This window comes from Pseudomonas sp. G.S.17 (assembly GCF_038096165.1).
Classification (GTDB): domain Bacteria; phylum Pseudomonadota; class Gammaproteobacteria; order Pseudomonadales; family Pseudomonadaceae; genus Aquipseudomonas.
Genome location: NZ_CP151076.1, coordinates 2,471,769 through 2,490,356, shown reverse-complemented (window position 1 = coordinate 2,490,356; position 18,588 = coordinate 2,471,769). Strand labels below are relative to the sequence as shown.

Sequence of the window (18,588 nt, the reverse complement as noted above, 5' to 3'; positions counted from 1 at the left end):
CGGCTAAAGCCGGTCCTACGGGATATGTTCAGATTCAACTGGTCGTGTGACGAGGATCACAATGCTATCTCCAGGAGCCCAGGAGTTAGATCCGGAACGTCCCCACCAAATGCTGTAGACGCGCGGCCTGTTCTTCGAGATGGCCGCAGGCATGCAGCGTGAGCTTGAGGTTGTCGACGCCTTCCTGGTTGAGGGTGTTGATCTGGGTAATGTCGACGTTGATCGACTCCACCACTGCGGTCTGTTCTTCGGTAGCCGCCGCAACGGACTGGTTCATGCCGTTGATTTCGTCGATGCGGCGGGTGACGCTGCTAAGACGTTCGCCCGCCTGGTTGGCAACGCTGACGCTGCTTTCGCTCTGACGCTGGCTTTCGGTCATGGTGACCACCGCTTCCCGCGCGCCGACTTGCAGCTCTTCGATCATGGTACGCACTTGCTGCGCAGAATCCTGCGTGCGGTGCGCCAGATTACGCACTTCATCGGCGACCACCGCAAAGCCGCGCCCCGCTTCCCCGGCCCGCGCAGCTTCGATAGCAGCGTTGAGCGCCAGCAAGTTGGTCTGCTGGGAGATGCTCGTGATCACTTCGAGAATCTGCCCGATATTCACCGTCTTGCCGTTCAGGCTTTCGATGTTGGCGCAGGACTCGCTGATTTTCGACGACAGCTCATTCATGGCCGTGATGGTCTGCTGCACGACTTTCTGGCCATCGCCTGCCAGTTCGCTGGCATCCGCCGAGTGCTGGGAAGTACGCGCAGCGTTCTGGGCAATTTCCTGGGCCGCTGCGCCCAACTGGTTGATCGCCGCTGCCACGCTTTCGGTACGGTTGGCCTGCTGATCGGAGTTGGTCATGGACGAGTTCGAAGCTCTGACCACGCGCAATGCCACTTCACCCAGCTGACCGGCGGTGGACGCCACTTCACGGATCGAGCCGTGGATACGTTCGACGAAATGGTTGAACGACTGCGCCAGGGCACCGAATTCATCCTGGGACGTAATGGCCAGACGCTTGGTCAGGTCGCCGTCCCCGTCAGCGATATCGCGCATGGCACGGCCCATCTGGTGCAGCGGCTGCATCAGGACGCGGATCAGCAGACCGAGCAGCAAGATAATGATCACCACGGAGATCACCATCGCGGTGATGGCCGAGGTGCGGAACTCACCGAGCATCGAATAAGCAGCATCCTGATCCAGAACCAGCGCCACATACCAGTTGGCCGAAGAAACGCCCTCGACTTTGGTGAGCGACATGATTTCGGCTTTACCCGAAGATTCAATTTCCCGCACGCCAGCCGTGATTGCCGGAGTGTCGTTCGGGTAAGCCTCGCTGATGTTCTTCAGGATCAGTTTGCTGTCCGGGTGAATCAGGATCTTGCCTTCGCCGCTGACAATGAACGCATAACCATGACCGCCAAAATTCAGCGAGTTGATGGTTTTGCTGATGCTGTCCAGGGATATATCCGCGCCCGCGACGCCAATAAATTGATTCTGATATTTAACCGGCGTTGCCAGCGTCACCACTAACTTGCCCGAAGAGGCTGCAATATACGGTTCAGTCACAATGGTGCCGGAAGCGTTTTGCGCCGCTTTATACCAACCCCGCGCACGCGGATCATAATCGGCCGCGCGATTGCCGGCAGGTACGGAAAACATTACGCCGTCGGTGCTGCCGAAATAACTGAGCTGGAAGTTGTCGCTGTACGCCGGCACACCGATGGCGCGCTGCAGCTCAGGCAGTGCCTTGCCGTCGGCGGCAATGCGCTGGGACATGGATTGCAGCAACTGCGTGCGACTGTCGAGCCAGGTCTGGATATTCTGCGTCGTCAAACTGCCAAGCTGTTGCAACTCGGCAAATACATTGGTTTTTAATGTTTCGCGTTGTCGATAATCGTTCACAACAATAAAACAAGTAAACGCGACAACCACAACCAATGCGGCGGCGAGCAGGATCTTCCTGCTGAAACCCAAACTTTTCATCATCACGGACACTTCCACTGCAAAAGAACAACGACGGGAGCGGCGTATTCTGCAGATAACAGAGAATGCCGTGCGGCGTTGTACTGGGCTTCGCAATAAAAGGAAAGTCGCTTCTTTTGAATAGATCTCCCAGATTGTCACTATCAGACGGATGACCTTGAAAGGGCCGAATCCGGAGCCGATGCGGCCTTGGCAGGCGCCAGCCTGTTGCCGAAGCGGCGGCCCTGCCCAGGCCGATCAGGCTAGCTGCGCACAACAGACTCCAAATGGCATCGCACCTGTGCTTCTCCGCCCCTGGCTGCTGCCAATACTTGCGGTTTGTCACAGCCCACGGTGGCTTTCGGGCAGCGGTCACGGAAGAAACAGCCGGTCGGCAGCCTGCGGTTACCGGGCAATTCGGTGGGCGCGGCGACCTGCGTATTGTCCAGCGGCGCACCGAGGCGCGGCACTGCATCGAGCAGCAGTTGCGTATAAGGATGGCGCGGTTGTTCCAGCACCTCGGCTGCGCTGCCCAGTTCGACGATTTGTCCCAGGTACATAACCGCGACCCGGTCCGCCATATGCCGCACCACCGACACGTTGTGGGAGATCAGGATATAAGTCAGGTCGCGGCTGCGTTGCAGTTCGGCCAGCAAATTCAGGATCTGCGCCTGCACCGAGATATCCAGTGCCGAGGTCGGCTCGTCGAGGACGATGATGTCAGGATCGGACGACAAGGCTCTCGCGATGGCAATCCGCTGCCGCTGACCTCCGGAAAACTGATGCGCAAAACGATCCAGGTACTCGGGGCGGATCCCCACCTGCGATGCGACCCTCGCCGCGATATCACGCATCTCCCGACGCGGGACCGTACGTTGCACATACAGCGGCTCGGTGATGATCTTCCACACCGGCAAGCGCGGATCCAGCGAGGACTGCGGATCCTGGAAAACGATCTGCACATTGCTGCTGCGCTCGCGGGCGTCGTTGTAGATCCAGTCGACGCTGCCCAGGGTTGGTTTGATCAAACCCATCAGCAATTGCGCCAGGGTGCTCTTGCCGCAGCCGGACTCGCCCACCACGCCCAGTGTTTCCCCGGCGCGGACCTGCAGGTCGAGACCGTTCAGGGCATGAGCGACGCCTTTAGGTCGCCCGAGCCAGTCGCTGCCGACCGGGAAATGCACCCGTACATCGTTGAGGGCAAGGATCGCCGAGTTGTCTTCCGGCAGGCGTTTACGTGCGTTTTTGATCATAAGGCTTGCTCCTGAGCATTCAGCCAGCAGGCGCTCTTGCGCACGCCGGCAGCATCAATGGCCAGCAGCGGCGGACGCTCCAGGCACTTGGCCATGGCGAACGCGCAACGATCACGAAACGTGCAGCCGTCGGGTAACGCGGACAGGTTCGGCACCTGACCGGGAATAGTCATCAGGGCTTCACCGGGCCGGACTTGCTCGGGCAGTCCGTTCAACAGGCCCTTGGTGTAGGGATGACGCGGATCGGCCATGACCTGCGCGGTATCCCCCTGCTCCACCACCGCGCCGGTGTACATCACGTAGACGCGGTCGCAGAACTGCGAAACCAGCGCCATGTCGTGGGTAATCAGCAGAATCGCCGTACCCCGCTCCCGGGCTTTTTCCCGCAGCAGCAACAGCACCTGACGTTGCACGGTGACATCCAGCGCCGTGGTCGGCTCGTCAGCGATCAACAGTTGCGGGTCACAGGAAAACGCCAGGGCGATCATCACCCGCTGGCGCATGCCGCCGGACAGTTCGAACGGGTAGCTTTCCAGCACCTGCTCCGGGTCGGCAATGTGCATGTCGCGCAGCAAGGCAATCGCCTTGCTCCGCGCCTGATCCTTGCTCAAATGCTGATGATGAATGATGACATCGGTCATCTGCCTGCCGATGCGCCGGGTAGGATTCAGGGCGGTCATCGGCTCCTGGAATATCATCGCGACATCGCGCCCGCGCACCTTCAACAGTTCTTTCTCCTGGGCCGCCAACATGTCCCGGCCGAGGATGTTCAGACTGCCTGCGGTGACCCGATAGCTGCGCTCCGGCAGCAAGCGCAGGCTCAACATGGCCGTCACCGATTTGCCGGAGCCGGACTCGCCAATCACGCCGACGATCTCGCCGGGATTGACATGCAGGGAGACGCCATTGAGCGCCTTGACCGTGCTGCGATAGGCCGGGAATTCAATGCTCAGGTTATCAATGGTCAATACCGGCGCGAGGTTCGGCACCGGGATGCTGGTGCTATGAGTAGGCATGGTCATTTCCCCTGTTGCCGTGGATCGAGCAAGTCGCGCACGCCGTCGCCCAGCAGATTGAAACCGGTGGCCGTGACCAGAATCGCCAGGCCGGGAAACGTCGAATACCACCATTGATCAAGAATGTAGTTGCGCCCGGTTGCGACCATCGCGCCCCACTCCGCTGTCGGTTGTTGCGCGCCCAGGCCGATGAAGCCCAGCGCCGAGGCCATGAGAATCGCCGCACCGATATCCAGGCTCAGTTGCACCAGCAAAGGCGGCGTGGCATTGCGCGCCACGTGCCAGAGCACGATGTGCCAGCGCCCCGCGCCAAACGTCTGCGCCGCCTTGACGTAGCCCATCTGCCGGATGCTCAGTGCCTGGCCCCGAGCCAGCCGCACATAGAACGGAATACGCACCAGGGTAATGGCCAACATGGCGTTGAACAGACTTGGACCTAGCGCCGCCGTCAGGGCCATGATCAGCACCAGCGATGGTACCGAGAGCATGATGTCCATCAGGCGCATGATCAGGCTGTCGAAACGACCGCCAATGACCCCGGACATGCAGCCCAGCAAACCGCCGATCAGGCAGGAAGTAAATGCGACGAACAAGCCGACTCCCACTGATTGCTGACTGCCGTACAACACCCGGCTCAACAAATCGCGTCCGACTTCATCCGTGCCGAACCAATGCTCCGCCGACGGCGGCGCGAGGCGATGAATCAGGTCTAGCGCATTGGGGTCGTAAGGGGCCAGCCACGGCGCGAAAATCATGCACAGCAGGACCAAAGCGCTGATGACCAGACCGGCGATGGTCAGCGGACTGCGACCGACCTGATAACGCAGATAGGCGAACCGTTCCCGCCACGCAGGGGTTTGCGCCACGGACGGAATGCTCAAGGGCGTGAGTGGAGTCGTCATGTCAGTTGACCTCGCCGATACGTGGGTCGATCAGACGGTAGACCAGATCGATTGCCATGTTGAGCAGCACATAGATGAAGGAAACCACAATTGCGAAGCCCATCACCGCCGGAAAATCCAGAGACTGGATCGACTTGACCACGTAGGCGCCCATGCCGGGCCAGGCGAAAACTGTTTCGGTCAGCACTGCGCCATACAGCAGATCGCCCAATGTCAGGCCCAGGACCGTCACGGATGGAATCAATGCGTTGGGCAGCGCATGGCGCAGAATCACCGCCCACTTCGACAAACCGTAAGCCCGCGCGGTACGGATGTAGTCCTCGCCCAACTGATCGAGCATCGCCGAGCGTATCTGCCGCGCGATAACGCCAAGATTGACGAAGCCCAACGTCACAGCAGGCAGAATCAGATGCTGTGCAGCATTCTTGAACAACTCCCAGTCGCCCGTCAGCAACGAGTCAATCAGATAGAAACCGGTGATGGTTCGCGGCGGCGTCAAGCCTTCGTCCAGTCGTCCACTGCCCGGCAGCCAGTTCAAGTGGCCGTAGAACAGCACGATCAGGCCGAGGCCAAGCCAGAATGCCGGGGTGGAAATGCCGGTGACCGCCAGCGTGCGGGCAATCTGGTCAATGGCGCGGTTGTGGTACACCGCCGACAGCACGCCCAACGGCACGCCAATCAGGATCGACAACAACAAGGCGGCAAGCGCCAGCTCCAGAGTCGCCGGAAAATACGCCTGCAAGTCCTCAAGGACCGGGCGGCTGGTGCGGATCGACGTACCCAGATCGCCTTGCAGCAGATCGAGCATGTAGCGGCCATATTGTTGATAGAGCGGCAAATCCAGCCCCAACTGATGACGGATGTTGGCAACAATGGCATCGCTGGCCCGGTCGCCGGCGATCAGCCGGGCCGGGTCGCCGGGAATAAGGTGAGAAATCGCAAAAGTGATCACGGAAACGCCAATCACGACCAGCAGCAGGCCGAACAGACGTTTGCGCAGAATATTCAGGAAGGCCATCAGGCACCTCGGTCACGCTATAAATGGCAATTCAAAACGACTGCCTTGGGCACGGCGTTGCAGCGCTCCCCTCTTTTGCCATGCAGGGAAGCGCTGAACGTTTACGGTAGAACGGATGAGCTGGTGACGATTACTTGGTGATCGTCGCCACGTTGAACACTTGCTCCAGCATCGGGTTGAACACGTACCCTTTAACGTTATCCCGCATCGGCAAGGTGTAGGCCTTCTGGTACAGATAGGCATAGACGCTGTCATTGAGGACGATCTTCTGCGCCTGCTGGTACAGCTCGGTACGCTTGCCCGCGTCATTGGTGGCCGCTGACTCACGAATCAGCTTGTCCACCGCGGGGTTTTCATAAAAGGAGCGGTTGCCGGCCAGGCCTTGCAGCTTGGAGTCGAACCAGAAGTTCATGAACATGTAGGGGTCGGCGAAGTCCGGGCTCCAGGAACCGATGGCGATGTCGAAATCACCGCTGCCCAGCCGCTCACGCATTGTCGCGTTGGCCAGTTTTTCCATTTTCAGGTTGATGCCCAGTGGCTGCAGGCCCGCTTGCAGGGTCAGACCGATAGGTTCCCAGTTCGGGTCCTTGTCGGAATACATGAAGTTGAGGGCGCTGATTTTGGTGGGCGCCTTGGCAAGATCGGCCTTGGCCTTGGCAAGATCCTGTTTCGGGACCGGCAACTTCTCGTCGTAAGCCCACATGCCTTGGGGAATCGGACCATTCATAGGCTTGGCCTTGCCTTTGAGAATGCCGTTGATGATGCCGTTGTAATCCAGGGCGTCGACAATGGCCCGGCGTGCATCCGGGTTATTCATCGGGGCCTTTTTGTTGTTCAGGTACAGCAGCGTGACCCGCAACGAAGGGAAGTCGCCAATGACCACACCAGACTTCTTGCTCAAGGCTTCAAGCTGGTCTTCCGGCATGTCCTCGATAATGTCCAGGTCGCCATGTTCCAGTTGCAGACGGCGTACCGACGCCTCACTGATGATCTTCACCACGACCTTGTTCAGCGTCGGTTTGGGACCGGCGTAATAGCTGTTGTGCTCCATGGTCAGGGATTGTCCCTTCTGCCAGCCGGTCAGCTTGAACGCCCCGGAACCCGCCGTGTGGGTCGACAGATACGCATCGGCACCTTCGGTTTTTTTGGCCACTTCCGGGTTGACGATAGCTGCGCCGTTGTGGGCCAGGGTCGAAAGGAATGGCGCATAAGGCGTCTTCAGCGTGAAGCGCACGGTCAGCGGGTCGACCACGGAAACCGCCATGTCATCCGGGAAGGCCCCGGACGGACCCTGTTTGAGCTTCATGACCCGATCGAACGAGAACTTGACCGCGTCGGCATTGACGTCGGTACCGTCATCGAACTTGTTACCCGACTTAAGCTTGAACTCCCACACCAGACTGTCAGCCGAGGTGGTCCAGCCGGACGCCAGTTCGCCTTGCACTTCGGTGCTGCCTTTGCCGTTCTCGACCTTGTAGGAAACCAGTCGCTGATAAGCTGGATAGGTCACCGTCCAGTCGTTGTTATCGATGGTCACGGCCGGGTCGAGAGTCTGTGGATCGGCAGGTTTGCCGATCATCAAAACGTCCTTGGGCACTGCAGCGCTGGCGGACTGCCAGGCACCAAGCCCCATGGCGGTACACAGCAGTGCCATGACGAGATTGCGCGGGTTCAAGCGCGGGTTGCAAAGAGAGTTCATGCCGGTTCCTTGATCATTCGATGTGTGGAAGTTCGTCAGGTTTTTTATTGAAGCTATACCGGGCAGTTCAAACTCGGACTTGCGTCCGATAACGGCGTTTTCTCCAGGAAGATCACGCCGGATTCAAGCCGGGATTCATGGTCGTCCCGGTCCTATAAAACGTCAGTGCGGTCAGTGGCTGGCGGTGCGGATGGTCTGCTCGTCGAGCAACGGATAGTCGTCGGCCTCCGGCAATTCGTAGTGCCACCATTCGCTGTCGATGTGCCGAAAACCTGAAGCCAGCATGATGCCCAGCAGCATCAGGCGATTGCGCTGCACCGCAGGCGGCAGGTCGGCATAAAACTGATGAGAAGGTTCGCGCATGTCATCGAAACCGGTGCCCATGTCCAGCGGCTCACCCTCCGAATCAAGCAGCGTCAGGTCCACTGCGACGCCACGGCTGTGATGTGAACCCAGGCTTGGGTCACGCACATATTCCGGGTTCGGCAGCGCTTGCCAAAGCAGCAGCTGTGCATACGGCGGGCGATAGGCATCGAAAATCCGCAGTCGGTAACCCGCCTGGCGTGCCAGGCGGCTGGCCTGGCGCAGACAACGTTCGGCGTCCACATGCAGCAGGCAGCGCGGGTCCTGATAAATCACCTTGCCAGCCAGATTGTCGGCACCGGCATAAATCAGATCGATGTCGACCTGCAGGGCATTGGCGTCGACTTCGACAAGTGGGCTGTTGTTCACGCGGTTACTCCAGTGACAGATACGTGGGTCATTAAATGCAGTTCGACGGCCTGACCCGTTATTCAAACTGGCCGAACAATTCCTGCAACTGACGGTTCTTCGCCAGGCGCTCGTCGAGGCTGTCGCCATATCGCTCAGCCACCGCGGAAACCATCAGATTGAACAGGCATGCCAGCGGTGCCGGTGAATCCCAGAACTGCCCGACGTCGGACTTCAGTTGCAGCAGATCAAGGGGAAAATCCCGCGCCCAGGGGCAATGAAAATCGGTGATCAAGGCCAACGGCAGTTGCTGATTGCCGGCAGCCTCGCAGAACTTTCGGGTCATGCTGGAGTAGGTTCGAAAATCGGCAATGATTGCGTAAGGGTTTTCGAAATCGGAGTTCAACGACTCCGCATAGGTCCCGGACAAACCGTCAACGTAGTAGACCTTTGGCCGGATGTATTCCAGGTGACTGAAGAACGTATTGAGGATGCCGCGAGTGGTCTGTACGCCGACGATAAATACGGCATCGGCGGCATGAATGCGTTCGACAATGCTGGCAAACGCTTCGCTGCGCGCCAGGGCATAAACGTGCTGGATCGCCTCCAGTTCGCGATTCAACGAACGCTCCAGCGCGTCGCCTTGGGTAGCCTCTTCACGGAAGGCGCCCAGCCGGTCGGTCAGCACCCAACTGTGCGGGGACGCGCCGCGCAGGCTTTGCTTCACATCATCGATATTGCGATAGCCCAGCGAGCGAAAAAACCGCCCCACGGAAATGCCGGTGGTGCCGGTCTGTTGCGCGATGCTGTCGGCCGTCTCGAACGGCAGTTGCTGCGGATTGGCCAACAAATAACCGGCAATGCGCTTGCCAGTAGGCGTCAGCTCAGTGAAGCGCTGTTCGAGGGTATCGAGGAAGCTGGGAGTTGGCGTGGAATTCATGCTGGATTCAGCATCCTGGGTGGCGCGAGAAATGTTAGAAATGACTCATGCCATCTCAAAGTGTTATCAACATAACATTCGATTTCGAGAGAATACAACGCCTTTTTTGCTGATTTTTTGGAGATTGATTGGAGTGATTCAAGTCGGTGCGAAAGACGACCGAAATGCGCTTTTAGCGGGCAAAAAATGCCCCGCTTGGATACGGGGTCGACCTGCACACAGGATCCGCAGGACCGGCTTTAGCCGGGAGGACGCAAGGTCTGACGCCGCAACTGTTGCGAATGTACCGGCCTGCTCCCGGCTAAAGCCGGTCCTACGGTTGTGTGATGAGGATCAAGACGGCATCGAGCTCCCGCGCTAGCGCAAATTGGTCGTCGCCAGCGTACTGGGTAGGAGCCAACGTGTTGGCGAAGCGATGTCGACCTGCACACAGGATCCGTAGGACCGGCTTCAGCCGGGAGGGCGCAAGGTCTGACGCCGCAACCGCTGCGAATGTACCGGCCTGCTCCCGGCTAAAGCCGGTCCTACGGTTGTGTGATGAGTATCAAGACGGCATCTACCTCCCGCGCTAGCGCAAATTGGTCTTCGCCAGCGTACTGGGTAGGAGCCAACGTGTTGGCGAAACGATGTCGACCTGCACACAGGATCCGTAGGACCGGCTTTAGCCGGGAGGACGCAAGGTCTGACGCCGCAACCGCTGCGAATGTACCGGCCTGCTCCCGGCTAAAGCTGGTCCTACGGTTGTGTGATGAGGATCAAGACGGCATCTAGCTCCCGCGCTAGCGCAAATTGGTCGTCGCCAGCGTACTGGGTAGGAGCCAACGTGTTGGCGAAGCGATGTCGACCTGCACACAGGATCCGTAGGACCGGCTTTAGCCGGGAGGACGCAAGGTCTGACGCCGCAACCGCTGCGAATGTACCGGCCTGCTCCCGGCTAAAGCCGGTCCTACGGTTGTGTGATGAGGATCAAGACGGCATCGAGCTCCCGCGCTAGCGCAAATTGGTCTTCGCCAACTCAAACACTTCATCCCCGCGCCCGCTGAGTACGGCGCGCATCATGTACAGGCTGAAGCCCTTGGCCTGGGCCAGTTTGATTTTGGGCGGGATGCCCAGTTCCTGCTTGGCGGTAACCACGTCGAGCAGGACCGGCCCCGGATGATCGAAGGCCTTGCGCAAGGCCGCTGGCAGGTCCTCGGCGTTTTCCAAGCGAATCCCCAGAATCCCTGCGCCCAGGGCGATGCCGGCAAAGTTGGTTTCGTACAGATCGGTGCCGTGGGGAACGTAGCCGCTGGCTTTCATTTCCATGTCGACAAAGCCCAGCGAACCGTTGTTGAACACCACCATTTTGATCGGCAGGTTCAGCTGGCGCACGCTGAGCAAGTCGCCCATCAACATCGACAGCCCGCCATCGCCGCACAGGGAAATCACCTGGCGCTCGGGGAATGCCGCCTTGGCGCCCAGCGCCTGCGGCATCGCATTGGCCATCGAACCGTGGTTGAACGAGCCGATGAGCCTGCGCTTGCCGTTCATGTGCAGGTAACGCGCGGCCCACAGCGTAGGCGTGCCGACATCGACGGTGAAGATCGCGTCGGCGTCGGCCTGCTCGTCGATCAACTTGGTCAGGTACTGCGGGTGAATTGGATCGCCGGGCGCTGACGGCGTGGCCAGTTCATCCAGCCCTTCCCGGGCCTTGGCGTAATGCTTGAGGGCCTTGTCCAGAAAGCGCCGATCCTCGTGACGGTCCAGTTTGGGCAGCAACGCCGAAACCGTTTCCTTCACGCCGCCCACCAGGCCCAACGCAATCGGCGTACGCCGTCCGAGCGCAGTGGGATCAAGGTCGATCTGCACGATCTTCGCGTCAGCCGGATAGAAATTGCGATACGGGAAGCTGCTGCCGAGGATCACCAGCGTGTCACAGGACAGCATGGCGTGGTAACCGGAGCTGAAACCGATCAGGCCGGTCATGCCCACGTCGAAGGGGTTGTCGTATTCGACGTATTGCTTGCCGCGCAAGGCGTGAACCACCGGTGCGCCGAGTCGGTCGGCCAGCGCCACGACCTGCTCATGAGCGTCGGCGCAACCGGCGCCGCACAGCAAAGTGATTGCCTTGGAATCATTGAGAATGTCGGCCAGTTGCTGAATATTCTCATCGTTTGGCGTGACGCTGGGCGGCGCGACATTGACCCACTTTGCCGGGACATCCGGCGCATCGCTCAAGGCGACGTCGCCGGGCAGGACGATGACCGCAACGCCTTGCTGGCTGATCGCGGCACGCATGGCGCGCGCCAGGACACGAGGGAACTGCTCGGGGTTGGTGACCAGTTCGACGAAGTGGCTGCACTCCTTGAACAGTTCCTGCGGATGGGTTTCCTGGAAGTAACCGAGGCCGATTTCCGACGAGGGAATATGCGCAGCAATCGCCAGGACCGGCACCCGACTGCGATGGCAGTCGTACAGCCCGTTGATCAAATGCAGATTCCCCGGCCCGCAACTGCCCGCGCACACCGCCAGTTTGCCGGTAGCCGCCGCTTCGGCTCCGGCAGCGAACGCGGCGACCTCCTCATGGCGAGTGTGCATCCAGCGGATGGCGCCGAGTTTTTCCAGGCTGTCGGTCAGGCCATTGAGGCTGTCACCGGTAACGCCCCAGATACGGGTGACGTCGGCTGCGGCGAGGGTCTGTGCGAGGTGATCGGCGATGGTCTTGGACATGCGGGATTCCTTGTCGAGACAAATGGAAAGCGCGGCCAGTATCGTGCCACGCACCAGTCATCGACCCGCTGTGGTCGGGACAAGTTCAGAACCTGGCTCTTAGGGGCGGCGCAGAATCATCGTGGGAGCGAGCTTGCTCGCGAAGCTGTCCACCTGACAGCACCATCCGCACTGGCCTCTTCGCGAGCAAGCTCGCACACAGGTCGCGCTTGATTCTTACAACGAGCGCTCCTTTGCTCCTAAACGTGCGGCACTTCCGGCTTGGCCTGCGGGGCGTATTGCGCCTTGAGCTTGCCGTCCTTGTCCAGCAGCCAGGCGTCGAGGATCTGCCGCACCACGGGACCGGCAACCCGGCCGCCCGCTTCGCCGTTCTCGATCATCACCGACACCACGATCTTCGGATGTGCCGCCGGGGCGAAGCCGACGAACAAGGCGTTATCGCGGTTTCGTTCGAGGGTCTTCAAGCGGTTGTAGCGCTCGCCCTGCTTGATCGCGACCACTTGCGCCGTGCCGCTCTTGCCCGCGATGCGGTATTGCGCACCCAAGGCTGCGGCACGGGCGATGCCTCGGGGATCATGCATCACCATCTGCATGCCTTCGTTGACCTGATTCCACTCACTCGGGTCGTGCAACACGATATTGGGCATCGGATGCTCGTCGACCGGCGCGACATTGCCGACGGTCATCGCCAGATGCGGCCGAACCCACACGCCTTTGTTGGCGATCAAGGAAGTCGCCTGAGCCAGTTGCAACGGGGTGACCTGCATGTAGCCCTGGCCGATGCCGAGGATCACCGTTTCCCCGGGGAACCACGCCTGCCGCCGGGTAGCGCGTTTCCACTCACGGGACGGCATCAGCCCTGCGGCCTCTTCGAACATGTCCAGCGAGACTTTCTGACCCAGGCCGAACATGGTCATGTAGTCGTGCATGCGGTCGATGCCCAGCTTGTGCGCCAGGGTATAAAAGTAGGTGTCGTTGGAGCGCATGATCGCCGCGTCCAGGTCCACCCAGCCATCGCCGCTGTGGTTCCAGTTGCGGTACTTGTGGTCGAAGTCCGGCAGCTGAAAATAGCCGGGGTCGAAGACCCGCGTCGAGGCATTGACCACGCCGCTGTCCAGGCCGGCAATCGCGACTTCCGGTTTGATGGTCGAGCCCGGCGCGTAAAGCCCGCGCAGCACTCGGTTGAACAGTGGCCGGTCGATGGAATCACGCAGCGCGGCGTATTCCTTGAAGCTGATGCCGGTCACGAACAGGTTGGGGTCAAAGCTCGGCTTGCTGACCATGGCCAGCACTTCGCCGGTTTCCGGGTCCAGCGCCACCACCGAACCACGGCGGTCGCCCAAGGCTTCTTCGGCCGCTTCCTGCAGGTGGATATCCAGGCTCAGGGTGATGTTCTTGCCGGCGGTCGGATCAGTGTGTTTGAGCACCCGCAACACCCGGCCCTGGGCGTTGGTCTCGACTTCCTCATAGCCCACGTGGCCGTGGAGTTCCGATTCGTAAAAACGCTCGATACCGGTCTTGCCGATGGATTGCGTGCCTCGGTAGTCCACAGAATCCAGTTGCTTGGACTCTTTCTCGTTGATGCGCCCGACATAACCGATGGAGTGGGCGAAATGTGCACCCAGCGGATAATGACGCACAAACTGCGGCTCGACTTCGATGCCCGGCAACAGGAACTGATTCACCGCCAGCACGGCGATCTGCTCCTCAGTCAGCTCATATAGCAGCGTCACCGGCTCGAAGGGATGACGCGCCTGTTTGAGGTCCTTGTCGAACAGAATCCGGTCTTCGTCGGGAAGCTTGAGCAACTCCATCAGTTCGTCGATGACCCGCCGCCAATCCCCCGCGCGTTCGCGGGTCAGGGTCAGGTTGAAACTGGGACGGTTGTCGGCCAGTACCACGCCGTTGCGGTCGAAGATCAGCCCGCGTTCCGGCGTAATCGGCAATACGTGCACGCGGTTGTTTTCGGAAATCGTCGAGTGATAGGCGAATTCGGTGACTTGCAGGAAGTACATCCTGGCCACCAGACAGCAACTCAATATGGCCACGAACAAGGCACAGGCGATCAACCGTTTGTTGACCAGGCGCGTCTCTTTTTCGTGATCCTTCAAAGGTATCGGATCGGGCATTGCTACAGCTTCTCGGTGAAATAGCGAACGTTTGGAAGGTTACGCGAAAATGTATATGAATAAATATTTCCGAGATTATGCCTGCGCACGATACCAACAAGGATGAATATAACGAGATTTGTCGCCTGAAACCGGTACCATAAGCGGAAAAAGAATGAATTGTTGCAAATAGCGCAATAGTCAATTGCGAAATAAAGGCAATGCAACTTTTAGTAACACATCTATGATGGCTAAACCCGTGGAAAAGATGGCTGAGGACTCTGGGTTTCACCCGCTTAGCGTGCGCCTTATGCATGCAGCGTTACCAGAGACTAAATGCCACACCCTCGCGTAGCTCTCATTCGTCCCGTCGGTTGCCTGACGCGGACGTAAAACCGTGCACTGATCTCGAAGAACCAGCCCTTGGCGGGGCTAGCTTTTGTTCGCCCGTCAGTGGTCTTCGCAGGAGTCCTGAATGTCTGAAAAACCCTCCAAAGGCCTGACCCGGCGCCAACTCCTGGTCTCCTCCGCCACGTCCATCGCCGTCGGTGCGGCCGCCAGCGCCAAGGCCGCAACCCTGGTCGGCCTGCCGCAATGGGTCCCCTTTGACCGTAACGGTCCGATGCACTACGACACGCCAGGCTGGCAGTTTTTTACCGCCGACGAGGCGCGTGAAGTGGAAGCTATCGTTGAACGGCTCATCCCTGCCGATGACCTGAGCGTCAGCGGCAAGGATGCCGGTTGTGCGGTGTTCATCGACCGTCAGCTGGCTGGCGAATACGGCACGTTCGACCGCCTGTATATGCAGGGTCCGTTCGAAAAAGGTACGCCGATGCAGGGTGATCAATCCCCTCTGGTCCCTCAACAGCGTTATCGCCTTGGGCTGGCCGGCCTGGCGGGTTACTGCCAGAAGCAGTTTCAGAAAGCCTTCAGCGCCCTGAGTGCCGAAGACAAGGACAAGGTTCTGACGGATCTGGAAAAAGGTGCGATCAGCCTCGACGGCATCGACGCCAAGCTGTTCTTCCAGCAGGTGCTGGGCAACACGATGGAAGGCTTCTTCGCTGACCCGATCTATGGCGGCAACCGCGACATGGTGTCGTGGAAAATGATCGGTTTCCCCGGCGCGCGTTATGACTACCGCGACTACATCGGTCGGCATAACCAGAAGCTCGACCTCGTACCGATTTCCATCATCGGCAGCTCCGCCTGGAACAAAAAGGGTTAATTCGACATGGCAAAGAAACTACCTTCCACCGACGTCGTGGTTGTCGGACTCGGCTGGGCCGGTTCCATCATCGCCAACGAACTGGCCGATGAAGGCCTGAGCGTTATCGGCTTCGAACGTGGCCCTTGGCGCGACACGGCAAGCGACTTCAATATCGCTTCGGCCACTGACGAGCTGCGCTATTCGCGCCGTCAGGAACTGATGCTGCGCACCAAGCAAAACACCACCACCATGCGCAACAGTGTCACTGAAACGGCTTTGCCGATGCGCACCTGGGGTTCTTTCCACCCCGGCAACGGCACAGGCGGCGCTGGCAATCACTGGGCGGGCATCACCTTCCGCTTCCAGCCCCACGAATTTCGTCTGCACAGCTATCTGACCGAGCGTTATGGCAAAGAGCTGTCCCCGGAACTGACCCTGCAAGACTGGGGCACCGACTGGGAGGAGATGGAGCCGTTCTACACCAAGTTCGACCGTCTGGCCGGCGTTTCCGGCAAGGCGGGCAACATCAAGGGCGTGATCCAGGAAGGCGGCAACACCTTCGAAGGCGCGCGTTCCGAGGAATACCCGAACCCGCCCACCGAGCAGACTTACGCTCCGACGCTGTTCGCCGAAGCCGCGCGCAACCTGGGCTACAAGCCGTTTCCGGTGCCTTCGGCGCTGGTTTCCCGCGCCTACACCAACTCCCTTGGCGTCACCATGGGCGCCTGCACTTTCTGTGGTTTCTGCACCAACTACGGGTGCGCCAACTACTCCAAGGCCAGCGCAATCACCACAGTATTGCCGGTGCTGATTCGCAAGCCGAACTTCACCGCCAAGACCAACTGCGAAGTGCTGCGCGTAACCATGGACAGCACCGGCAAGCGTGCGACCGGGATCATCTTCGTCGACGCCAACGATGACGAGTTCGAGCAACCGGCCGACCTGGTGGTGATCAGCGCGTTCATCTTTGAAAACGTGCGCCTCATGCTGCTCTCCGGCGTGGGCAAGCCTTACGACCCGGTCACCAACACCGGCACCACGGGCCGCAACTACGCGTACCAGACCGCCAACAGCGTGCGGATGTTCTTCGATGACAAGAACTTCAACCCGTTTATCGGTGGCGGCGCCATCGGCATGGGTATCGACGAGTTCAACAACGACAACTTCGACCATTCGGGCCTTGGTTTCGTTGGCGGCGGCAGCACCCGGGTAACTCCGATTGGCGCAGCGCCTATCGACTCGCGTCCTTTGCCACCCGGCACCCCGGCCTGGGGCGCGGCATGGAAGCAGGCAACGGTGAAGAACTACGCCAGCACCATGTCCATCGGTTGCGAAGCCAGCAGCTATTCGACACGCACCAACTACCTGTCGCTGGACCCGACCTACAAAGATCCACTGGGTCGGCCGCTGTTGCGCATTACCTTCGACTTCCCGGAAAACGATCGCAAGATGGCCGCGTACGTGACCGGTAAAGTCCAGGAAATCGCCAAGAGCATGAACCCGCGGCAAATGGTCCCGAGCGCGCAAACCGGTCACTGGAACAGCGCCCCGTATCAGTCTTCGCACATCGTTGGCGGCTTCATCATGGGCGCCGATCCGAAGACCAGTTCGGTGAACAAATACCTGCAAGTCTGGGACGTGCCGAATCTGTTTGTGGTCGGCTCCTCCGCCTTCCCGCAGAACCCCGGCTACAACCCCACCGGCACCGTTGCGGCGCTGGCCTTCAAGGCCGCTGATGCGATTCGCACCCGCTACCTGAAACGCCCTGGGGAGATGATCACCGTATGAAGACTCTTCTTTCGGTTTGCGCAGGCGTGCTGGGCCTGGCCCTCAACGTTGCACACGGCGCCACCGGTGCCGACTCCTACAACCTGGTGGAAAAAGGTCGTTACCTGACGACCTTGGGTGACTGTACGGCTTGCCACACACTGCCCGGCAAACCGGCGTTTTCCGGTGGTGTCGTGCTCGACACGCCGTTCGGCAAACTGTTGGGTGCCAACATCACCCCTGATCCGGTCAACGGCATTGGCCGCTGGAGCTTCGAGGATTTCCAGAACGCCATGTCCAAAGGTCACGGCCTGGACGGCAAGCGTCTGTACGGCGCCATGCCTTACACGGCGTACACCAAGGTGCTGCGTCAGGACAATCAGGCGATCTGGGCCTATCTGCAAACCATCGAGCCAGCGGACAACAAGGTTGAAACCAATCAGCTGCCCTTCCCGTTCAACGTCCGCACCAGCTTGCTGGGCTGGAACCTGTTGAATTTCCAGGAAGGCGAATTCAAGGCTGATCCGAAGAAAACCGAGCAATGGAACCGTGGCGCGTATCTGGTGCAAGGCCTGGGTCACTGCGGCACCTGCCACACGCCGAAAAGCCTCACGGGCGGTGACAAGAACGACCAGTTCCTCGGTGGCGCCAACCTGCAGAACTGGGTCGCGCCGAACATCACCGCCGACGCCCACAGCGGCATTGGCAGCTGGTCCGAGGATGACATCGTCAAGTACCTGAAAACCGGTGCCAACCGCTTCGATATCGCTTCAGGCCCCATGGCCGAAGAAGTCGAGCACTCTTCCCAGCACTGGAAAGACGCCGACTTGATGGCGGTCGCGGTGTTCCTCAAGGACGGCAGTAAACCGGCTGATCCGCCCAAGGCCCTCGCGGCTACGGACAGCGCGATGGTCGCGGGCAAGGCGATCTACGCGGATCGTTGCTCGGCGTGCCACATCGGCAACGGCGAAGGCACAGAAAACCTGTTCCCGAAACTGGCCATGGCGCCTTTGGTCAACGGTGCCGATGCATCGTCGATGATTCGTGTCGTACTGGCCGGCAGCCGCGCTGGCGCCACCGATGCGGCCCCGACCGCACCGGCAATGCCATCCCTGGGCTGGGCGCTGTCCGACGATAACGTCGCCAACGTCCTGACTTACGTGCGCAACAGCTGGGGCAACGCGGCACCGGCCGTGTCGAGCGCGGACGTGAAGGCTGTGCGCGAGCAATTGCAGCCCAAGTAAAAACGCCACAATGAAAAATGCCCGGCCTTATGATGAGGTCGGGCATTTTTTTGTTCGGAA

At 59.8% G+C, this 18,588-nt stretch carries 13 protein-coding genes; 3 read left to right on the top strand and 10 right to left on the bottom strand.

Features of this window, described 5'->3' with window-relative positions:
• Window positions 1-85: 85 nt before the first annotated feature.
• From AABC73_RS11560 to mrdA, 10 genes are all read right to left on the bottom strand, one after another.
• On the bottom strand, window positions 86-1,975 hold the full coding sequence (locus AABC73_RS11560) for a methyl-accepting chemotaxis protein (protein WP_341524218.1): 1,890 nt from the start codon (window positions 1,973-1,975) through the stop codon (window positions 86-88).
• A 242-nt stretch (window positions 1,976-2,217) separates the two neighbouring features.
• Window positions 2,218-3,207, bottom strand: coding sequence for an ABC transporter ATP-binding protein (locus AABC73_RS11555; RefSeq protein WP_341523687.1), 990 nt, complete (start codon window positions 3,205-3,207; stop codon window positions 2,218-2,220).
• On the bottom strand, window positions 3,204-4,223 hold the full coding sequence (locus tag AABC73_RS11550) for an ABC transporter ATP-binding protein (protein ID WP_341523686.1): 1,020 nt from the start codon (window positions 4,221-4,223) through the stop codon (window positions 3,204-3,206). The genes AABC73_RS11555 and AABC73_RS11550 overlap by 4 nt, the downstream gene beginning before the upstream one ends.
• Before the next feature lie 2 nt (window positions 4,224-4,225).
• Complete coding sequence (gene ddpC, locus AABC73_RS11545) at window positions 4,226-5,125, bottom strand: D,D-dipeptide ABC transporter permease (RefSeq protein WP_341523685.1); 900 nt, start codon at window positions 5,123-5,125, stop codon at window positions 4,226-4,228.
• Between the two features lies 1 nt (window position 5,126).
• Window positions 5,127-6,143, bottom strand: coding sequence for an ABC transporter permease (locus AABC73_RS11540; RefSeq protein ID WP_341523684.1), 1,017 nt, complete (start codon window positions 6,141-6,143; stop codon window positions 5,127-5,129).
• 130 nt (window positions 6,144-6,273) lie between these two features.
• The gene (locus AABC73_RS11535) at window positions 6,274-7,842 is read right to left on the bottom strand and encodes an ABC transporter substrate-binding protein (protein WP_341523683.1); all 1,569 of its coding nucleotides are present in this window, start codon (window positions 7,840-7,842) and stop codon (window positions 6,274-6,276) included.
• Between the two features lie 171 nt (window positions 7,843-8,013).
• Entirely contained in the window at window positions 8,014-8,574 is a 561-nt protein-coding gene (ddpX, locus tag AABC73_RS11530) for a D-alanyl-D-alanine dipeptidase (RefSeq protein WP_341523682.1), read from the bottom strand.
• A gap of 58 nt (window positions 8,575-8,632) precedes the next feature.
• The gene (locus tag AABC73_RS11525; RefSeq protein WP_341523681.1) at window positions 8,633-9,493 is read right to left on the bottom strand and encodes a MurR/RpiR family transcriptional regulator; all 861 of its coding nucleotides are present in this window, start codon (window positions 9,491-9,493) and stop codon (window positions 8,633-8,635) included.
• Window positions 9,494-10,483: 990 nt separating this feature from the next.
• Complete coding sequence (gene poxB / locus AABC73_RS11520) at window positions 10,484-12,202, bottom strand: ubiquinone-dependent pyruvate dehydrogenase (RefSeq protein ID WP_341523680.1); 1,719 nt, start codon at window positions 12,200-12,202, stop codon at window positions 10,484-10,486.
• Between the two features lie 239 nt (window positions 12,203-12,441).
• Entirely contained in the window at window positions 12,442-14,331 is a 1,890-nt protein-coding gene (mrdA, locus tag AABC73_RS11515; protein WP_341523679.1) for a penicillin-binding protein 2, read from the bottom strand.
• A 454-nt stretch (window positions 14,332-14,785) separates the two neighbouring features.
• On the opposite strand from mrdA, the gene AABC73_RS11510 reads away from it, so the two are divergent.
• Genes AABC73_RS11510 through AABC73_RS11500 form a run of 3 tightly spaced genes read left to right on the top strand, consistent with a single transcriptional unit; the run spans window position 14,786 to window position 18,528 of the window.
• Window positions 14,786-15,535 carry a gluconate 2-dehydrogenase subunit 3 family protein gene (locus tag AABC73_RS11510; protein ID WP_341523678.1) on the top strand — a complete coding sequence of 250 codons (750 nt, stop codon included), beginning with the start codon at window positions 14,786-14,788 and terminating at the stop codon, window positions 15,533-15,535.
• A gap of 6 nt (window positions 15,536-15,541) precedes the next feature.
• Window positions 15,542-17,305 (top strand): GMC family oxidoreductase, encoded by a 1,764-nt coding sequence (locus AABC73_RS11505; protein WP_341523677.1) that lies wholly within the window; start codon window positions 15,542-15,544, stop codon window positions 17,303-17,305.
• A complete protein-coding gene (locus AABC73_RS11500) occupies window positions 17,302-18,528 on the top strand; it encodes a cytochrome c (protein WP_341523676.1) in 1,227 nt (408 codons plus the stop codon). Before AABC73_RS11505 ends, AABC73_RS11500 begins: the two co-directional genes overlap by 4 nt.
• The last annotated feature ends 60 nt before the right edge of the window (window positions 18,529-18,588 follow it).

Bases quoted from the DNA above. Each gene is read 5' to 3' on its own strand.
- AABC73_RS11560 (WP_341524218.1), bottom strand. From the start codon at position 1,975: ATGAAAAGTTTGGGTTTCAGCAGGAAGATCCTGCTCGCCGCCGCATTG.
- AABC73_RS11555 (WP_341523687.1), bottom strand. From the start codon at position 3,207: ATGATCAAAAACGCACGTAAACGCCTGCCGGAAGACAACTCGGCGATC.
- AABC73_RS11550 (WP_341523686.1), bottom strand. From the start codon at position 4,223: ATGCCTACTCATAGCACCAGCATCCCGGTGCCGAACCTCGCGCCGGTA.
- ddpC (WP_341523685.1), bottom strand. From the start codon at position 5,125: ATGACGACTCCACTCACGCCCTTGAGCATTCCGTCCGTGGCGCAAACC.
- AABC73_RS11540 (WP_341523684.1), bottom strand. From the start codon at position 6,143: ATGGCCTTCCTGAATATTCTGCGCAAACGTCTGTTCGGCCTGCTGCTG.
- AABC73_RS11535 (WP_341523683.1), bottom strand. From the start codon at position 7,842: ATGAACTCTCTTTGCAACCCGCGCTTGAACCCGCGCAATCTCGTCATG.
- AABC73_RS11525 (WP_341523681.1), bottom strand. From the start codon at position 9,493: ATGAATTCCACGCCAACTCCCAGCTTCCTCGATACCCTCGAACAGCGC.
- poxB (WP_341523680.1), bottom strand. From the start codon at position 12,202: ATGTCCAAGACCATCGCCGATCACCTCGCACAGACCCTCGCCGCAGCC.
- mrdA (WP_341523679.1), bottom strand. From the start codon at position 14,331: ATGCCCGATCCGATACCTTTGAAGGATCACGAAAAAGAGACGCGCCTG.
- AABC73_RS11510 (WP_341523678.1), top strand. From the start codon at position 14,786: ATGTCTGAAAAACCCTCCAAAGGCCTGACCCGGCGCCAACTCCTGGTC.
- AABC73_RS11505 (WP_341523677.1), top strand. From the start codon at position 15,542: ATGGCAAAGAAACTACCTTCCACCGACGTCGTGGTTGTCGGACTCGGC.
- AABC73_RS11500 (WP_341523676.1), top strand. From the start codon at position 17,302: ATGAAGACTCTTCTTTCGGTTTGCGCAGGCGTGCTGGGCCTGGCCCTC.